This window comes from Nocardioides mangrovicus, assembly GCF_003674065.1.
Classification (GTDB): Bacteria; Actinomycetota; Actinomycetes; order Propionibacteriales; family Nocardioidaceae; genus Marmoricola; species Marmoricola mangrovicus.
Genome location: NZ_RDBE01000010.1, coordinates 770099 through 786766, shown reverse-complemented (window position 1 = coordinate 786766; position 16668 = coordinate 770099). Strand labels below are relative to the sequence as shown.

16 protein-coding genes are annotated in these 16668 nt (G+C 73.2%); 12 read left to right on the top strand and 4 right to left on the bottom strand.

The features are described from left to right. Nucleotides 1–224: 224 nt before the first annotated feature. Genes D9V37_RS18310 through D9V37_RS18300 form a run of 3 tightly spaced genes read left to right on the top strand, consistent with a single transcriptional unit; the run spans nucleotide 225 to nucleotide 4783 of the window. A complete protein-coding gene (locus D9V37_RS18310; protein ID WP_198412640.1) occupies nucleotides 225–2888 on the top strand; it encodes a DEAD/DEAH box helicase in 2664 nt (887 codons plus the stop codon). Continuing rightward, complete coding sequence (locus D9V37_RS18305; RefSeq protein ID WP_147455998.1) at nucleotides 2881–3486, top strand: SWIM zinc finger family protein; 606 nt, start codon at nucleotides 2881–2883, stop codon at nucleotides 3484–3486. The genes D9V37_RS18310 and D9V37_RS18305 overlap by 8 nt, the downstream gene beginning before the upstream one ends. Before the next feature lie 10 nt (nucleotides 3487–3496). Further along, on the top strand, nucleotides 3497–4783 hold the full coding sequence (locus tag D9V37_RS18300) for an MFS transporter (RefSeq protein ID WP_232525000.1): 1287 nt from the start codon (nucleotides 3497–3499) through the stop codon (nucleotides 4781–4783). A gap of 22 nt (nucleotides 4784–4805) precedes the next feature. Here the strand turns inward: D9V37_RS18300 and D9V37_RS18295 are convergent, their stop codons facing one another. Further along, nucleotides 4806–5345 carry an SACE_7040 family transcriptional regulator gene (locus D9V37_RS18295; protein WP_121807551.1) on the bottom strand — a complete coding sequence of 180 codons (540 nt, stop codon included), beginning with the start codon at nucleotides 5343–5345 and terminating at the stop codon, nucleotides 4806–4808. Between the two features lie 90 nt (nucleotides 5346–5435). Here D9V37_RS18295 and D9V37_RS18290 point away from each other — a divergent pair, with 90 nt between their 5' ends. The 6 genes from D9V37_RS18290 to D9V37_RS18265 are packed head-to-tail and all read left to right on the top strand — an operon-like array spanning nucleotide 5436 to nucleotide 12651. Beyond that, the gene (locus D9V37_RS18290) at nucleotides 5436–6983 is read left to right on the top strand and encodes a carboxyl transferase domain-containing protein (protein WP_121807915.1); all 1548 of its coding nucleotides are present in this window, start codon (nucleotides 5436–5438) and stop codon (nucleotides 6981–6983) included. A 2-nt stretch (nucleotides 6984–6985) separates the two neighbouring features. After that, nucleotides 6986–8812 carry an acetyl/propionyl/methylcrotonyl-CoA carboxylase subunit alpha gene (locus D9V37_RS18285; RefSeq protein ID WP_121807550.1) on the top strand — a complete coding sequence of 609 codons (1827 nt, stop codon included), beginning with the start codon at nucleotides 6986–6988 and terminating at the stop codon, nucleotides 8810–8812. Continuing rightward, complete coding sequence (locus D9V37_RS18280; RefSeq protein WP_121807549.1) at nucleotides 8805–9728, top strand: hydroxymethylglutaryl-CoA lyase; 924 nt, start codon at nucleotides 8805–8807, stop codon at nucleotides 9726–9728. The genes D9V37_RS18285 and D9V37_RS18280 overlap by 8 nt, the downstream gene beginning before the upstream one ends. 9 nt (nucleotides 9729–9737) lie before the next feature. Next, nucleotides 9738–10823, top strand: coding sequence for a hypothetical protein (locus tag D9V37_RS18275; protein ID WP_121807548.1), 1086 nt, complete (start codon nucleotides 9738–9740; stop codon nucleotides 10821–10823). Continuing rightward, nucleotides 10820–11479 carry a hypothetical protein gene (locus D9V37_RS18270; RefSeq protein WP_121807547.1) on the top strand — a complete coding sequence of 220 codons (660 nt, stop codon included), beginning with the start codon at nucleotides 10820–10822 and terminating at the stop codon, nucleotides 11477–11479. Before D9V37_RS18275 ends, D9V37_RS18270 begins: the two co-directional genes overlap by 4 nt. Next, nucleotides 11464–12651, top strand: a complete 1188-nt coding sequence (locus D9V37_RS18265; protein ID WP_121807546.1) for a hypothetical protein — start codon at nucleotides 11464–11466, stop codon at nucleotides 12649–12651. Before D9V37_RS18270 ends, D9V37_RS18265 begins: the two co-directional genes overlap by 16 nt. Nucleotides 12652–12774: 123 nt before the next feature. Here D9V37_RS18265 and D9V37_RS18260 read toward each other — a convergent pair whose 3' ends face one another. Then, the gene (locus D9V37_RS18260) at nucleotides 12775–13467 is read right to left on the bottom strand and encodes an EcsC family protein (protein ID WP_121807545.1); all 693 of its coding nucleotides are present in this window, start codon (nucleotides 13465–13467) and stop codon (nucleotides 12775–12777) included. A gap of 19 nt (nucleotides 13468–13486) precedes the next feature. Here D9V37_RS18260 and aat point away from each other — a divergent pair, with 19 nt between their 5' ends. Further along, complete coding sequence (gene aat / locus D9V37_RS18255; protein ID WP_232524999.1) at nucleotides 13487–14158, top strand: leucyl/phenylalanyl-tRNA--protein transferase; 672 nt, start codon at nucleotides 13487–13489, stop codon at nucleotides 14156–14158. Here the strand turns inward: aat and D9V37_RS18250 are convergent. After that, complete coding sequence (locus D9V37_RS18250) at nucleotides 14124–14459, bottom strand: rhodanese-like domain-containing protein (RefSeq protein WP_121807543.1); 336 nt, start codon at nucleotides 14457–14459, stop codon at nucleotides 14124–14126. The genes aat and D9V37_RS18250 overlap by 35 nt on opposite strands. Before the next feature lie 27 nt (nucleotides 14460–14486). Between D9V37_RS18250 and D9V37_RS18245 the strand changes: the two genes are divergently transcribed. Then, the gene (locus D9V37_RS18245; RefSeq protein ID WP_121807542.1) at nucleotides 14487–15239 is read left to right on the top strand and encodes a DUF3626 domain-containing protein; all 753 of its coding nucleotides are present in this window, start codon (nucleotides 14487–14489) and stop codon (nucleotides 15237–15239) included. Between the two features lie 83 nt (nucleotides 15240–15322). Here D9V37_RS18245 and D9V37_RS18240 read toward each other — a convergent pair whose 3' ends face one another. Next, entirely contained in the window at nucleotides 15323–16189 is an 867-nt protein-coding gene (locus tag D9V37_RS18240; protein ID WP_121807541.1) for an Fpg/Nei family DNA glycosylase, read from the bottom strand. Nucleotides 16190–16218: 29 nt separating this feature from the next. On the opposite strand from D9V37_RS18240, the gene D9V37_RS18235 reads away from it, so the two are divergent. Further along, the gene (locus D9V37_RS18235) at nucleotides 16219–16662 is read left to right on the top strand and encodes a hypothetical protein (RefSeq protein WP_121807540.1); all 444 of its coding nucleotides are present in this window, start codon (nucleotides 16219–16221) and stop codon (nucleotides 16660–16662) included. Nucleotides 16663–16668 lie beyond the last annotated feature (6 nt).

Here is a 16668-nt window from a genome sequence, read left to right as displayed (position 1 = left end):
AGCGACGGCGTCCGCAAGGCACCGTCCGGTTCCGATCTCCAGAGGGGATATATCCCGCACAAGGGGAGTGCGGTAGCACCAAGGCTAGGGGGCGTCGTGACGCCACACCAGGGCCGGCCGCAAGGTCTGGCGGTACGGCTGTGCACCGTGACTCGAACGGACTACGCCGAGCCGCCCGCGCCGACCCACCGTGATTGTCGCCGGGCCGCGCTAGGTTCCCCGACGTGTCCTTCGTCCCCGTCCACGGCCCGGCGCGGCTGCTGCTCGCCGACCCGCCGGGCGCGAGCGAGGTGGAGTTCACCGGCGGCGGCGACCACGACGAGGACACCGCGCCGCGGCTCGTCCGGATGCCGATGCGCGGGGCGATCCCGGTGCTCACCCGCGCCCTGCGCCGCGAGGAGGTCCACCGCAGCGTCGGCCTGCTCGCGGGCGCCACGCTCCTGGCGTTGCGCCTGGTGGCCGAGGGGCGGGTCCGCCGGGCGGAGACCGGCGAGGCCTGGCGCATCGGTGGGCTCTCACCCGGCGAGGAGGAGTCGGTCCGCCGGCTGGCGCTGGCCCGGGGCGGCGCAGGATCGGACCCCGCAGCGGTCGAGACCCTGGTCCGCTCGGTGCTCGACGCGGTCGCCGACGCGGTGACCAGCCGTCCTGTCGGGGCCGGCTGGCGCGAGCCCGAGGACGATGACCCCGCCGGGCCCGACCAGGTCACGGTGAGCCTGCGGGTGGAGGCCCCCGAGGAGCAGCTGGAGGTCGGCTCGCTGAGCCTGGTGGTGCAGGCCCACGACGTCGAGGACCCCAGCCACGTGGTCGACGCCGCGGATCTCGGCGGCGCGGGCCGGGTGTCGCTGCTCGCCGGGCTGCGGGAGGCGGCCGCGGCCTGGCCGATGCTCGAGCCGCTCCTGGCCGAGCGCGTGCCCGATCGGCTCGAGCTCGAGGCCGATCAGGTGGCGTCGTTGCTCGAGCACGGCGTGCCCGCGTTGCGGTCGGTGGGCGTCGACGTCTTCTGGCCCAAGGCGCTGCGCGCCGAGATCACGCCGCGGGCGCGGGTGGTGAGCCGGCAGGAGGCGCCGCTGCAGACCGGGCTGTTCGGTCCCGACGCGCTGTTCGCCTTCGACTGGCGCCTCGCGGTGCGCGGGCCGGACCAGGACGCGTCGGCCGTCGACCTGACCGATGAGGAGATGGCTGCGCTGGTCGCCTCGGCCACGCCGATCGTGCGGCTGCGCGACAGCTGGGTCGTGGTCGACCCGGCGCTGGCCCGCCAGGCGCGCCGGCGCATCACCTCGGCCCCCAGCACCGACGTCACCCCCGCGGCGGCGGTGCGCGCGGCCCTGACCGGTGTCGTCGAGGTCGACGGCGAGGAGGTCGAGGTGCATCCGGGCGCCAGTCTGCTGCGGCTGCAGGAGCGGGTGGCCGGGGTGACCTCCACGTCCCCGCTGCCGCAGCCCGCGGGGCTGGCCGGCACCCTGCGCGACTACCAGCGTCGCGGCTTCACCTGGCTGGCCGAGCTCACCGGGATGGGTCTGGGCGGCTGCCTGGCCGACGACATGGGGCTGGGCAAGACCCTCACGCTCATCGCGCTGCACCTGCACCGGCGCGAGCGGGGGCTGGCCGCCGGCCCCACCCTGGTGGTCTGCCCGACCTCGCTGCTGGGCAACTGGGAGGCCGAGGTGCGCCGGTTCGCGCCCGGTGAGGAGGTGCGCCGCTTCCACGGCAGTCGGCGCGAGCTGTCCGGCAGCGACGGCTTCGTGCTCACCACCTACGGCACGATGCGCCGCGACGCCGCCACGCTCGCCGCCCACCCCTGGGACCTGGTGGTGGCCGACGAGGCCCAGCACGTGAAGAACGCGAAGGCCTCGGTCGCCAAGCAGCTGCGCACCATCGGCTCCTCGTGCCGCGTCGCGCTGACCGGGACCCCGGTGGAGAACGACCTCTCCGAGCTGTGGGCCATCCTCGACTGGGTGGTGCCCGGGCTGCTCGGGTCGCGAGCGGCGTTCCGCAAGGTGTGGGCGGCGCCCATCGAGGCCGGCGTCGACCCCGAGGTGACGCGTCGGTTCGCGGCGCTGGTCGAGCCGTTCCTGCTGCGGCGACGTAAGAGCGACCCCGGCATCGCGCCGGAGCTGCCGGCGAAGACCGAGACCGACGACATCGTGGGCATGACCCGCGAGCAGGTGGTGCTCTACCAGACGCTGGTGCGCGACTCGATGGAGCAGATCGAGCGGGCCGACCCCGAGACCCGGCGCGGGCTGGTGCTGGCGATGCTCACCGGGCTCAAGCAGATCTGCAACCACCCGGCGCACTACCTGCACCAGGCCGCCGGGCGCCTCCCGGGACGCTCGGCGAAGCTCGAGCTGCTCGAGGAGCTGGTGGCCACGATCCTGGCCGAGGGCGGCTCGGTGCTGGTCTTCACCCAGTACGTCGCCATGGCGCGGCTGCTCGAGCGGCGGCTCGCCGAGCTCGGCGTCGGAACCCTGCTGCTCCACGGCGGCCTGGCCGCCGGGGAGCGCGAGCGGATGGTCGACGCGTTCCAGGCGGGGCTCGCGCCGGTGTTCCTGCTCTCGCTGAAGGCCGGCGGCACCGGGCTCAACCTCACCCGCGCCGACCACGTGATCCACGTCGACCGCTGGTGGAACCCGGCGGTGGAGGACCAGGCCACCGACCGTGCCCACCGCATCGGCCAGACCCGGCCCGTGCAGGTGCACCGGCTGGTCACCGAGGGCACCATCGAGCAGCGGGTCGGGCAGCTGCTCGTCCGCAAGCGCGAGCTGGCCGAGGCCGTCCTGGGCCGCGGCGCGGAGCCCGCCCTGACCGAGCTCTCCGACGCCGAGCTGCGCGACCTGGTGACGCTGACCTCCGGCGGTCCCGGCACCTCCGACAGCCCCGGCGATGCCTGACCCGCTGGTCCTGCCGCGGCTACCAGTCGCCCGTGCCGTGCCCGCGCCCACCTCCTGGGCGGCGCGGGCCTTCCTGCGCAGCGTCGAGGAGAGCGCCTACGACGAGGCCGACCTGCGCGAGGGCAGGGCGCTGGCGCGCTCAGGCCGGCTGGGGTCGGTCATGGTGATCGCGGGCATGGCCTCGGTCGCGGGTCCGGCCACCGCGGGGGAGCGCACCCTGGCCCAGGTCAAGGTCGAGCCGCTCGCCGACTGGGGCGCGCTGGTGGCGGAGGTGGCGCGGCGCGCGGGGTTCCTCGCCGCCCTGGAGGCGGGCAGCCTGCCCGACGAGCTGGTCGAGAACGCCGCCGAGGCCGGCGTCGACCTGGTGCCCGACGCCGGCGGGCTCGAGACCGGCTGCACCTGCCAGGCCTGGGTGCAGCCGTGCCGCCACGCACTGGCGCTGCTGACCCAGCTCGGCTGGCACCTCGACACCGACCCCTACGTGCTCCTCCTGCTGCGCGGCCGCACCCGCGAGTGGCTGGTGGCGGAGGTCGACGCGGTCACCCGCGCGGCGGCGTACGCCCGGCGGTTGCTGGACCTGGCCCACCGCGAGGAGTAGGACAGGACGGGTGTCCACACCTGTCTCGGGGACCGGAACCGGTCGCGCCCCGCTCACCTCCGACCAGCGCAACGCCTTCACCGCCGCCCTCCTGGGCTGGACGATGGATGCCTTCGACTACTTCATCGTGGTGCTGGTCTACGCCGACATCGCCAAGGACTTCGGCGATTCCAAGGAGTCTGTCGCGTTCTTGACCACGGTGACGCTGCTGATGAGACCGGTCGGCGCGCTGCTGTTCGGGCTGTGGGCCGACAAGGTCGGTCGACGCATCCCGCTCATCGTCGACGTGCTGCTCTACTCCACCGTCGGGTTCCTGTGCGCGTTCGCACCCAACCTGACGGTGCTCATCGTGCTGCGGCTCATCTACGGCATCGGCATGGGCGGTGAGTGGGGGCTCGGCGCCGCGCTGGCGATGGAGAAGATCCCGACGCATCGGCGCGGCTTCTTCTCCGGCCTGCTGCAGGAGGGGTACGCCTTCGGCTACCTGCTGGCCGCCGTCGCCTATCTGGTGCTGACCGAGGTCTTCGACCTCTCCTGGCGCTGGCTGTTCGCGCTGTCGATCGTGCCCGCGCTGATCAGCCTGCTGATCCGCACCCGGGTGGGCGAGTCGGAGGTCTGGCAGGCCAGCAAGGACGAGATGAAGGTGACCCAGACGTCGGTACGCGACGTGCTGCTCCAGCCCAAGGTGCTGCGCCGGTTCGGCTACCTGATCGTCTTGATGACCGCCTTCAACTGGATGAGCCACGGCACCCAGGACGTCTACCCGACCTTCCTCAAGGCCACCGACCAGGGAGGCGCCGGGCTGGCCGAGCACACCGCCCTGATCATCGCGATCATCTACAACGTCGGCGCCATCGTCGGCGGGCTCACCTTCGGCACGCTCTCCGAGCGGTTCGGCCGGCGCTACACGATCGCCTTCTGCGCCCTGCTGGGACTGCCCATCGTTCCCCTGTTCGCCTACTCCACGGCCGCCGCGATGCTCTGCCTGGGCTCGTTCTTGATGCAGCTCGTGGTGCAGGGCGCCTGGGGCGTCATCCCGGCGCACCTGACCGAGATGTCGCCGGACTCGATCCGTGGCTTCTACCCCGGGGTCACCTACCAGCTGGGCAACCTGCTGGCCGCGCTCAACCTGCCGATCCAGGAGCACCTGGCCGCCTCGCACGGCTATCCGTTCGCGCTGACGGTCACCATCATCCCGGTGCTGATCGTGGTGGCCGTGCTGGTGCTGGTCGGGCAGGAGGCCAAGGGGGTGGAGTTCGGGAAGCGGGCCACCGAGCCCGCCGCCACATCCTCATGATGCCCCGCTCGTGCGGGGACCTTCAGGCCAGGAGGGCGGCCCGCCCCATCCGCCAGAGCACGTCGTGCATCCGGTCGCGGCCGACCAGCGCGCTGTGGGGGGTGGAGTTGAGCAGGCCGAAGGTGGCGTGCACGACGGCCTTGGCCTCGCGGGCGTCGAGCTGCGGCCGCACCGCGCGGAGCTCGGTGGCCCACACCTCGACGTACGCGCGCTGCAGCCGGCGCACCTGCTCGCGGGCCTCGTCGGGCAGCGACGACCAGTCGCGGTCCTGGACGACGATGAGCTCGGGGTGTTCCAGGGCGAAGGAGACGTGCCAGGCGACCAGGGCGTCGAGCGGACGCTCGGCGCCGGCCACGCGGCGCCGGCCCTCGGTGAGCAGCTCCTCGCTGATGCCGACCAGCATCTCGGCCAGGATCTGCTCCTTGCCGGGGAAGTGCTTGTAGAGCGCCGGCCCTGAGATGCCACACGCGGCGCCCAGGTCGGCGATGGAGACGCCGTGGAAGCCGCGCTGCGCGAACAGCCCGGCCGCCGTGGCGAGGATCTGGTCGCGCCGCTCGCTCACCACCCAAGGTTAGCGAACGCTAACTTCAGCCTGGGCATCACGTTTCTGGCGCAGAAGGTTAACGATCGTTAACCTGGCTTCGTGGCGACGATGCAGGAGCTGGTGGACGACCTGCGCAACCGGCTCGAGGGGGTCCGGCGCGGCGGCTCGGAGTCGGCCCGGGCCAAGCACGAGGGTCGCGGGAAGATGCTGGCCCGCGACCGGGTCGATGCCCTGCTGGACCCGGGCAGCCCGTTCCTGGAGCTCAACGCGCTCGCGGCGAGCGGCCTGTACGACGACGCCGTGCCCAGCGCCGGCATCGTCACCGGGATCGGCGAGATCCACGGCCGGGCTTGCGTGGTGGTCGCCAACGACGCCACCGTCAAGGGCGGCACCTACTACCCGATGACGGTGAAGAAGCACCTCCGCGCGCAGGAGGTGGCCCAGGACAACCGGCTGCCCTGCGTGTACCTGGTGGACTCCGGGGGTGCGTTCCTGCCGATGCAGGACGAGGTGTTCCCCGATCGCGAGCACTTCGGCCGCATCTTCTACAACCAGGCCACCATGTCCGGGCTCGGTATCCCGCAGATCGCGGCCGTGATGGGCTCGTGCACCGCGGGCGGCGCCTACGTGCCGGCGATGTCGGACGAGACGGTGATCGTCAAGGACGAGGGCACGATCTTCCTCGGCGGCCCGCCGCTGGTGAAGGCCGCGACCGGCGAGGTCGTCACCGCCGAGGAGCTCGGCGGCGGCGACGTGCACGCGCGCAGGTCGGGTGTCGTCGACCACCTGGCCGACGACGACGCGCACGCGCTGCGGATCGTGCGGTCGATCGTGGCGACGCTGCCGCCGTCGGGCGGACTGTCGGGTGGTTTCGACGCGCCCGCTCGTCCCTCGCGGGCTGCTCAACCACCACCTCCTCAACCACCGAGAGCGGATCCGGCCGGGCTGTACGACGTCGTGCCCACCGACCCCCGCACGCCGTACGACGTGCGCGAGGTGATCGCCCGGATCGTCGACGACAGCGCCTTCCACGAGTTCAAGAAGCTCTACGGCGAGACGCTGGTGACCGGCTTCGCGAAGGTGATGGGCCACGACGTCGGCATCGTGGCCAACAACGGCATCCTGTTCAGCGAGTCGGCGCTCAAGGGCGCGCACTTCATCGAGCTGTGCAACCAGCGCAAGGTGCCGCTGCTGTTCTTGCAGAACATCTCCGGGTTCATGGTCGGCCGCGAGTACGAGAACGGCGGCATCGCGAAGGACGGCGCCAAGCTGGTGACGGCGGTGGCGTGCTCGGTGGTGCCGAAGCTGACCGTCGTCATCGGCGGCTCCTACGGCGCCGGCAACTACGGCATGTGCGGGCGTGCGTACTCGCCACGCTTCCTGTGGATGTGGCCCAACGCCCGGATCTCGGTGATGGGCGGGGAGCAGGCGGCCTCGGTGCTGGCCACGGTGGCCGGACGTGAGGACGACGAGGCGTTCAAGGCCCCCATCCGCGAGCAGTACGAGACGCAGGGCTCGCCCTACTACTCCACCGCGCGGCTGTGGGACGACGGCGTCATCGACCCGCTCGAGACCCGGCGCGTGGTCGGCATGGCACTGGCCGTGACCGCGAACGCGCCGGTGCCCGCACCCTCCTACGGCATCTTCCGGATGTAGCGATGAAGACCCTCCTGATCGCCAACCGCGGCGAGATCGCGCTGCGGGTGATGCGCACCGCGCGACGACTCGGCATCCGCACGGTCGCGATCCACACCGACCTCGACGCCACCGCGCCGCACGTGCTCGCCGCCGACGGCTCCGCGCGCGTGCCGAGCTACCTCGACATCGACGCCGTGGTCGACGCCGCGCGACGGACCGGCGCCGACGCCGTGCACCCGGGCTACGGGTTCCTCTCCGAGCGGGCCGCGTTCGCCCGCGCGGTCACCGAGGCCGGACTCGTCTTCGTCGGCCCGAGCGCCGAGGTGATGGACGCGATGGGTCGCAAGGACGCCGCTCGCGAGATCGCCGAGCGGGCCGGGGTGCCCGTCGTGCCGCGCGGCGAGGACGCCGCCTACCCGGTGCTGGTCAAGGCCGCGGCCGGGGGTGGCGGCAAGGGGATGCGGGTGGTCGAGGACCCCGTGGACCTCGAGGAGGCGATGGCCGCCGCGCGACGCGAGGCTGCCGCGGCCTTCGGCGACGACACCCTGCTCCTGGAGAAGTTCGTCGAGCGCGGTCGGCACATCGAGGTGCAGGTGATGGCCGACGCCCACGGCACGGTGCTGCACCTGTTCGAGCGCGACTGCTCCACGCAGCGTCGCCACCAGAAGGTGCTGGAGGAGGCGCCGGCGCCGACCATCAGCGCGGCGGTGCGCGAGCTGGTGCTCGGCAGCGCGGTGGCGCTGGCGCGCGAGGTCGGCTACGTGAACGCCGGCACCGTGGAGTTCCTGCTGGACACCGACACCGACGAGGCGTACTTCCTGGAGATGAACACCCGCCTGCAGGTGGAGCACCCGGTCACCGAGATGGTGACGGGTCTGGACCTCGTGGAGCTGCAGCTCCACGTGGCCGATGGCGAGCCGCTCGGCCTGACGCAGGACGACGTCCGCTGCGAGGGCCACGCCATCGAGGCGCGGGTGTACGCCGAGGACGCCTACGGCGGCTTCCTGCCGCAAGCGGGCACGGCCGAGCTGGTGCGCTGGCCGACCAACGCCCGGGTGGACGCCGCGCTGGAGCAGGGCCAGGTCGTCTCGACCGCCTACGACCCGATGCTGGGCAAGATCACCGCCCACGGACCCGACCGCGAGGCGGCCCGGCGAGCGCTGGTGGCGGCGCTGGACGAGACCGGCGTCATCGGCTTCACCACGAACGTCGGCTTCCTGCGCGCGCTGGTGGCCGGCGAGGAGTTCCGCGAGGCGAGCATCGACACCGCCTGGCTCGACCGGCACGAGCTCGCCCCGCCCGACCCGGCGCTCGCCCGCACCGTGGCGGCCTGGACGTCGGCGCTGCTGACGCCCGGCGACGGCTTCCGGCTCGGCGGGCCGCCGGCCTCGGTGAGAGTGGAGCTCGACGAGACGCTGCTGGTCGACCGGGAGCGCGGCCGTGCCGGGGAGTGCAGCGTCACCACCCTGTCGGCGGCCGACCACGTGGTGCGGCTGGAGGTCGACGACGAGCGGGTCTGGGGACTGCTGAACGTGCAGGGCACGCGGGCCGACGTCGTGGTGCACGGGCAGTGGCACCGGTTCGAGGCGCCGGACGCGTTCGGCGACGCCGCCGCGGCCGCCGGTGACGGCACCATCACCGCCGCCATGCCCGGCACGGTGCTCTCGGTGTCGGTGGCCGCCGGCGACCGGGTCGTCGAGGGTCAGACGCTGGGGGTGCTGGAGGCGATGAAGATGGAGCTGGCGCTCAAGGCGCCGTTCGACGGGACCGTCGCCGACGTCGGCGCGCAACAGGGGCAGCAGGTGGCGCTGGGCGCGACGCTGTTCGAGGTCGAGCCCGATGCGTAGCCCCAGCGTCGTCACGGAGCCCGGGCTGCCGGAGTCGGTGACGATCTACGAGGTCGGGCCGCGCGACGGCCTGCAGAACGAGAAGGCGATCGTGCCGGTGGCGGTGAAGGCCGAGTTCGTGGAGCGGCTGGTGGCGGCGGGGCTGCCGGTCGTCGAGGCCACCAGCTTCGTGCACCCGCGCTGGGTGCCGCAGCTGGCCGACGCCGCCGAGCTGCTCGAGCGGCTCGGGCCGGACGGTCGTCGCCACCCGGTACTGGTGCCCAACGAACGCGGCCTGCAACGGGCGCTGGACCTGGATCGTGAGCACATCGCCATCTTCGGCAGCGCCACCGAGACCTTCGCCCAGCGCAACCTCAACAGCACGCTCGAGGACCAGTTCGCGATGTTCGGGCCCACCGTGGAGCGGGCACGCGCCGGGGGTCTCGACGTCCGCGCGTACGTCAGCATGTGCTTCGGCGACCCGTGGGAGGGCGACGTCGCCATCGAGCAGGTCGTCGCGGTCGGTCGGCGGCTCCTCGACCTGGGGGCGAGCCAGCTCAGCCTGGGCGACACGATCGGCGTCGGCACCGCCGGTCACGTGCGGGCGCTGCTGGAGGCGTTCAACGGCGCCGGCGTGCCCGACGACCTGCTCGCCGTGCACTTCCACGACACCTACGGCCAGGCGCTGGCCAACGCCGAGGCCGCGCTGCGGCACGGCGTGCGCACCTTCGACGCCAGCGCGGGCGGCCTGGGCGGCTGCCCCTACGCCGAGTCCGCCACCGGCAACCTCGCCACCGAGGACCTGGTGTGGTTCCTGCACGGGCTCGGCATCCGCACCGGGGTCGATCTGGCCGCCCTGGTGGAGACCAGCGTCTGGATGGCCGACGTGCTCGGCCGGCCCAGTCCCAGCCGCGTCGTGCAGGCGCTGGCTGGCTAGGCTCCTGGAATGGCCCGCCGCGTCTTCCTCCACGTCGGCGCGCCCAAGACGGGCACGACCTATCTGCAGAGCACCTTCGCGCGCAACCGCACGCTGCTGGCCGACCACGGGCTGACCTACCCCGACACCGCCGCCGGAACCCACTTCGAGGCGGCGATCGACCTCATCGACCACCCGTGGGGCGGCCGGCTGCGGCACGCGCGCGGGGAGTGGCAGAAGCTGGCGGCCGCCGCGGTGCGCGCCCCCGGCGATGCGCTGATCAGCCACGAGGTGCTGGCCGCGGCCACCGCGGAGAACGTCCGGCGGGCCCAGGAGTCGCTGGCCGGCGCCGAGCTGCACGTCGTGCTGACCGCTCGCGACCTGGGCCGGCAGATCCCCGCGGAGTGGCAGGAGAAGGTCAAGCACCGGGGCCGGATGGGGTTCAAGAAGTTCCTGCACTCGGTGGTCCAGGGGCCGCGCAGCGCCGCGACGCAGTGGTTCTGGCGGGTGCAGAGCGTGCCCGACGTGCTGGGCCGGTGGTCCGCGGGCCTCACGCCCTCGCAGGTGCACCTGGTGACCGTGCCGCCCACGCGAGACGACCCCGAGCTGCTGCTGCGCCGCTTCCTCTCGGTGATGGGCCTCGACCCGTCGCTGGCGTTGGAGCCCGGCGACCACGACAACCCCTCGCTGGGCATCGCCGAGGTCTCGCTGCTGCGCCGGCTCAACGTCGCGCTGCGGGGCCGGGCCATCCCGCAGCCGGTGTACGCCGAGATCGTGCGCGACCTGCTCGCCCGCGACACGCTGGGCCACCGCGACGAGCAGCTGCGCGCCACCCTGCCGCCCGAGAGCCGCGACTTCGTCGAGCAGGTCACCGGTGAGTGGGTCGAGTGGGTGGAGGGCTCGGGCATCGACGTCGTCGGCGACCTCGGGGAGCTGGCCACGCGGTGGCCACCGACGCCCGAGGAGGGCGGCGAGCCCTGGGTCGACCCAGACCGCCCGCGCCCCGCGCGGATCATCGACGCCGGCGTCGACGGACTCGCCGCGCTCGTCGAGCTCGAGGCGGCGCGGTACCGCGAGCAGGCCAACGCCGGGCTGTGGCGTCGGCTCAACAGATGACGCAGGCGCAGCTGGAGGCCGCCCGCCGGCTGCAGCACGCGGGCGCCGGGCTGGGCGTCGTCGAGCTGGTCGGCTCGCTGCCGCTGGCCGGTCGGGGCAGCCTCGACCCCGAGCGGGTCGACGACCGCGAGATGCTCCGCGCGTGCGTCTCGGCCCTGGCCTACCTGGCGCGCCAGCTGCCCGCCGAGCAGCCACCGCGCCGGCATCGACGCCGGTGGCGGCGCGAGCCACCCCCGGCTGCCGTGCGGGCACCGCTCGACGAGCTGGTCGGCGCGGTGTGGGAGCGCCGGGTCCGCGCCGGGGCGGGCGTGCGCTGGCGCCGGGTGTGGGAGGCCATGCACGCCCACGGCTCGCTGCCGCCTCTCGACGTCGTCGGCCCCTTGCGGCTCGACCCGGTGGGCACCGACCTGCTGCGGCGGGTGAACCAGGCGCTCGGCACCGCACCCGACGCGGTCCGCGCACGAGCGGGCGGGGTGGTGCGGCACCGGCCGGGCGAGCCGCTCGGTGTGCCGCAGCCGTACCTGGCCTGGGCGGTCGCCGCGGCCGAGCAGCGGGGCCTCGGCGTACCCTCGACCGATCCCGGCCGCCCGCGCGGCGTGCCGGTAGCAGCGACGTTGGACCGTGCGATCGAGGAGCTGTCATGGCGCGCCGGGTGATCGTGCACGTGGGCGTGCCCAAGACGGGCACGTCGTACGTGCAGGACCGGCTCTTCAACAACCCCGCCTCGCTGGCCGCGCAGGGCGTCGTCTACCCCGGGGAGCGGCACGACGCCCACTTCCTGGCCGCGCTCGACCTGATGCAGCTGACCTGGGGCGGTCTCGAGCGACAGGCCGTCGGCGCCTGGGACGCGCTGGCGGCGCAGGTCCGCGAGGCCGAGGGCACCGCGATCATCAGCCACGAGATCCTCGGGTTCGCCTCGCCGGCCCACGTGGAGCGAGCGGTGGCCTCCTTCGGCGATGCCGAGGTCGACGTCGTGGTCTCCGTGCGCGACCTGGTGCGCCAGATCCCGGCCGAGTGGCAGGAGAACGTCAAGCACCGGCGCGTGCTCGGCTTCGAGGAGTTCCTCGAGCAGATCCGCGACCCGGCCCGCGAGACGCTGATCAGCTCGTGGTTCTGGGGGGTGCAGGAGGTGCCGCAGATCCTCCACCGGTGGTCCGCGGCCGCGCCGCCCGCGCGGACGCACGTCGTGACCGTGCCGCAGCCGGGGGCGGCCCGCGACCTGTTGTGGCACCGCTTCGCCAGCGTCTTCGGTCTCGACCCCGACTCCCTGCCGGAGGGCACCGACCGCGAGAACACCTCGCTCGGCGTGCCCGAGACGGCGCTGCTGCGCCGGCTCAACGAGCAGCTCAACGACGTCGTGCCCAACGAGCGCTACCGGCAGTTCGTGCGCGAGTACCTCGTGCACCAGACGCTCTCGAAGCAGCAGACCTCCGCCCGGCTCGGCGTGTCACCGCAGGTGCACGCCTGGGCTTCCGACCTCTCCCGCGACTGGGCCGCCGGCATCGCCGAGGGCGGCTACGACGTCGTCGGCGACGTGGCCGACCTCGTGCCCCGCGATCCGCTGCCGTGGGTCGACCCCGACGAGCCGGACGAGGCGGAGGTGGCCGACGCCGGCGTCCGCGGCCTCGCGGCGATGACCCGCGAGGCCGCCCGGCTGCGCGACGTCGAGATCGAGCTGCACGCCATCATCGACGACCTCGACGCCGCCCTGCAGCGCTTCCGCGGCACGCGGACCTACCGGGCCAAGGAGCGGCTGGTCCGGCTCGCCGACGAGAACCCCCTCGCCCGGGCCGGGTTGGGGGCTTTCCGGGCGGTCCGGGGCCGGTGACGGTTCCCCACGGTGCCGTGGCGAACCGTCACTGACCCACAGGAGCCCCGGTGGGGGAGTGCCGGTTCATCTGGGTACCGTGGGGAACCGTCACCGCCGCGACGGCTGTGGGCGTGTCACCTGTCAGGTCGACGCTTGCCGCTTCGGCCGCACCAAGAACTCGCGCCGGACGTAGCGTCCCACCTGGTAGGTGGCCCAGGCGTCGGTGCCGGCGCCGATGACGCCGCCCATGATCGGCACCCGCTTGCCCACGGTGGTGACCACCTTCTTGCCGGCCACACGGGTCACCAGGGCGGCGGTGACCTGCGCCGCGACCACCTTGTCGAGGTCGGGGTCGTGGGCCGGGGCGGTGGCCAGCGCCATCGGGGTGCCGGGCAGCTCGCGCTTCTTGATCAGCTTCAGCACCGCCTCCTCGCCGAGCACGGTGGCCAAGATGGCGTTGTGCACCCGCGGGTCGTGCAGGTCGTAGCCGCGCAGATGGAGCACGGCGGCGACCATCCGGCACTGCAGGATCGCCAGCCCGGCGATGTTCGCGGGAATGGTGGCGGCGAGGGTGACCAGACCGCCGAGGTTGGTCAAGAACCCCTGCGCTCCGGCGTAGCGCACGTGCCGCTCGACGATCGCCGAGACCGCCGCGTCGACGTCGCCGTGGTGCTCGACCAGCAGCTTGTCGGCGGCGCGGGCCGCACCGGGCAGAGGGCCGACGCCGTTGACGGCGCGGTCGAGCACGTCATGGATGAAGGCCGAGGTGGCGCCGGGCGCCAGGGCGCCCGCGTGGGGGGCGATGGCCTTGCCGACGCGACTACTCAGTCCCATGTCTGGAAGCCTACGTGTGGTGTGGAACTTCCCCGATCCGCGCGACCCGGCACTCGACGCCGAGCTCGACGACCTGGTGGCCCTCGGTGCCGACCTGGCGCCGGAGACCCTCGTCGCCGCGTACCGGTTGGGGTTGTTCCCCATGCCCGAGGGCCGTCGCCTGGGCTGGTGGTGCCCGGTCGAGCGGGGCGTCCTGCCGCTCGACGGGCTGCGGATGTCTCGATCGCTGAGGCAGGCGTGCGCTCACGTCGAGATCCGCGTCGACTCGGCGTTCGAGGCCGTCATGGCCGGCTGCGCCTCCCCGGACCGCTCGGGCGGCTGGATCGACGACTCGATCACCGCCGCCTACACCGAGCTGCACCGGCTCGGCTTCGCCCACTCGGTGGAGGCGTGGTCCGACGGCGAGCTGGTCGGCGGGCTCTACGGCGTCAGCGTCGACGGGCTGTTCGCGGGGGAGTCGATGTTCCACCGGCGGCGCGACGCCTCGAAGGTGGCACTGGTGGCGCTGGTCGACCTGCTCGACGACGGGATGCCCGGCCGCCTGCTCGACGTGCAGTGGGAGACCCCGCACCTGGCCTCGCTGGGCGTGGTGAGCATCCCGCGCGCGGACTACCTGCGCCGACTCGACGCCGCGCTGGGCCTGCCGGCGCCGCGCTTCACACCACCTGCGGACTGGCCCCCGTCTCGCTGACCATCGGCCGCCCGGCGGCCTCCCACTCCAGCATCCCGCCGTCGAGGTTCACCACGTCCACGCCGCTCTGGGCCAAGAAGGCGGTGGCGCGCGCCGAGCGCCCACCGATCTTGCACACCACGAGCACCTGGGTGTCGGTCGGCACCTCCGCCGACCGCTCGGCGACCTCGGCCAGCGGGATGTGCATCGCTCCCTCGATGTGGCCGGCCTGCCACTCGACGGGCTCGCGCACGTCGAGCACGACCAGCCCCTCCGGCAGCGGGTCGGGCACGCCGGTGATGGCGACAGTGGGGATCTGCATGGCCCCACCGTACGAGAGGATCCTGGCGTGGCCGTGACGCTCCAGTTCCACCCCGACTGGCCGCACGGTGGTGCGATGGTCGTGGAGTCGATGGCGCGCGAGGGCCGCTACCGCTCGCAGTTCGTCACCGGCATCTCCAACGGCGGGCTGACGGCGTACCCGGGCGGTGATCGGTGGCGCTGGGAGAGCCGGCTCTTCGACGGTCGCTACGACGACGCGCCGCCCGAGGACCGCCCGGTCTACGGCGCCTGGAACCGCCGCGAGGACCCCTACGGCGGCGCGGTCCGGTTCGGTTCGGCGTACGCACGGCTGCGGCCGGAGCTGCTCGACCGTACCACGTTCTGCTTCCCCGACTCGGTGCTCGAGCCCGAGGACACCGGTGGCCCCGAGGCGCTGGCGTACCTGTGCACGCTGGCCGACGCGTCCGGCCTCGACGACCTCGACGAGTGCGTCGAGGCCCAGGTGCACGGCCCGGTCGGCTTCGCCGACGACGTCGAGGCGGTGGTGCTCGACCCGTGCTTCGCGGGCACACCGGTCGAGGCCGCGGCCCGCCGCCTCGGGTGCGAGGTGGAATGGCACCCCGGGTTCCGCGTCGCCACGGCCGACCTCGACCCGGCCTACCGAGGCGCCGAGGTCGTCGCCCTCGCGCAACGCCTCGGGCGCGAGCTCACCCCGGACGTCGTCGGCGCCGCCGCCCGCTCCGGGCGTCACGAACCGCAACGGGTCAAGCAGGTCTGGCACTACCTGGCGAGGTTCGGACGGGCCGACCTCCCACGATGAGCTGCCGCTTCCCACGGGTCCTACGTCGTGGGGAGTGGCCGTTCACCATGGTGGCATGGTGAACGAGCACCCGGCGGCCCCCGCTACTTGAGGAACTTCGACGTCCGCCGGTCCGCAAGTGGCTTCCCGCCGGTCTGGCAGGTGGCGCAGTAGTTGAGGAAGGTGTCGGAGAAGGAGACCTCGCGGACGACGTCGCCGCACACCGGGCAGACCTCGCCCTTGCGGCCGTGGACGGCCATGTGGGTCTTCTTCTCGCCCTTGAGCTCGCTGGCGGCCAGGCCCTCGGAGCGTTTGACGGCGTCGCCGAGGACGGTGCGGACCGCGACGTAGAGCGTCTGCAGCTCCTCCTCGGACAGCGACGAGGAAGGCTTGAACGGCGACATCTTCGCGGCGTGGAGGATCTCGTCGGAGTAGGCGTTGCCGATGCCGGCGATGGTGCCCTGGTGGCGGATCACGCCCTTGATCTGGGCGCGGCCGGCGTCGGTGAGGATGCCGCGCAGCACGTCGAGGGTGAAGGAGTCCTCCAGCGGGTCGGGGCCCAGCGAGGCGATGCCCGGAACGTCCATCGGGTCGCGCACCACGTAGAGCGCGAGGCTCTTCTTGGTGCCGGCCTCGGTGACGTCGAGCCCGGCACCGTTGTCGAGCACGACGCGGGCCGCCATGGGCGACTTGTTGCTCGGCTTCGGCGGCAGCGCGGGCACCTCGTCGCGCCAGCGGACCCAGCCGGCGCGTGCGAGGTGCAGCACCAGGTGCAGACCCGCCACCTCGATGTCGAGGAACTTGCCGTGCCGGCCGACGCCGTCGACCAGGCCGCCGGCCAGCGCCGTCAGCGGCGGGTCGAAGGTCTTCAGCGCGCTGAACGCCGCGATGTCGACGCGCACGATGGCGCGCCCGTCGAGCCGGCGCCCCAGGTCGTGCGCCAGCGCCTCCACCTCCGGCAGCTCGGGCACTCTGCCACGGTACCCGGCAGACTGGGCCCGTGCTGGTGACCAACCACGTCCTCGCCGGGGCCCTCGTCGGCTACGCCGCTCCCGGTCCCGTCAGCGCCTTCGTCGGCGGGGTGGCCTCGCACTTCGGCATGGACGTCGTGCCGCACTGGGGCGACCGGCCGATCGAGACGGTCATGCACATCGCGGTGGCCGACGGTCTGACCGGTCTCGCGGCGATGGCGTGGGTCTGGCGCTCGGCGCCGCGTCGCAAGCGCTGGCGGGTGCTGGCCGGGATGGTGGGCGGCGCGATGCCCGATCTGGACAAGCCGAGCACGGTCTTCTTCGGCTTCTCGCCGTTCCCGGCGGCCTGGGACGAGTTCCACTCGGTGATCCAGACCGAGGACTCGCGCCGGATGCCGCAGGAGATCGTGGTCGGTGCCGCACTGGGGCTGGCGGTGCTCACGTGGTCCCGGGTGTCGCGACCTCACGCATGAGCGAGA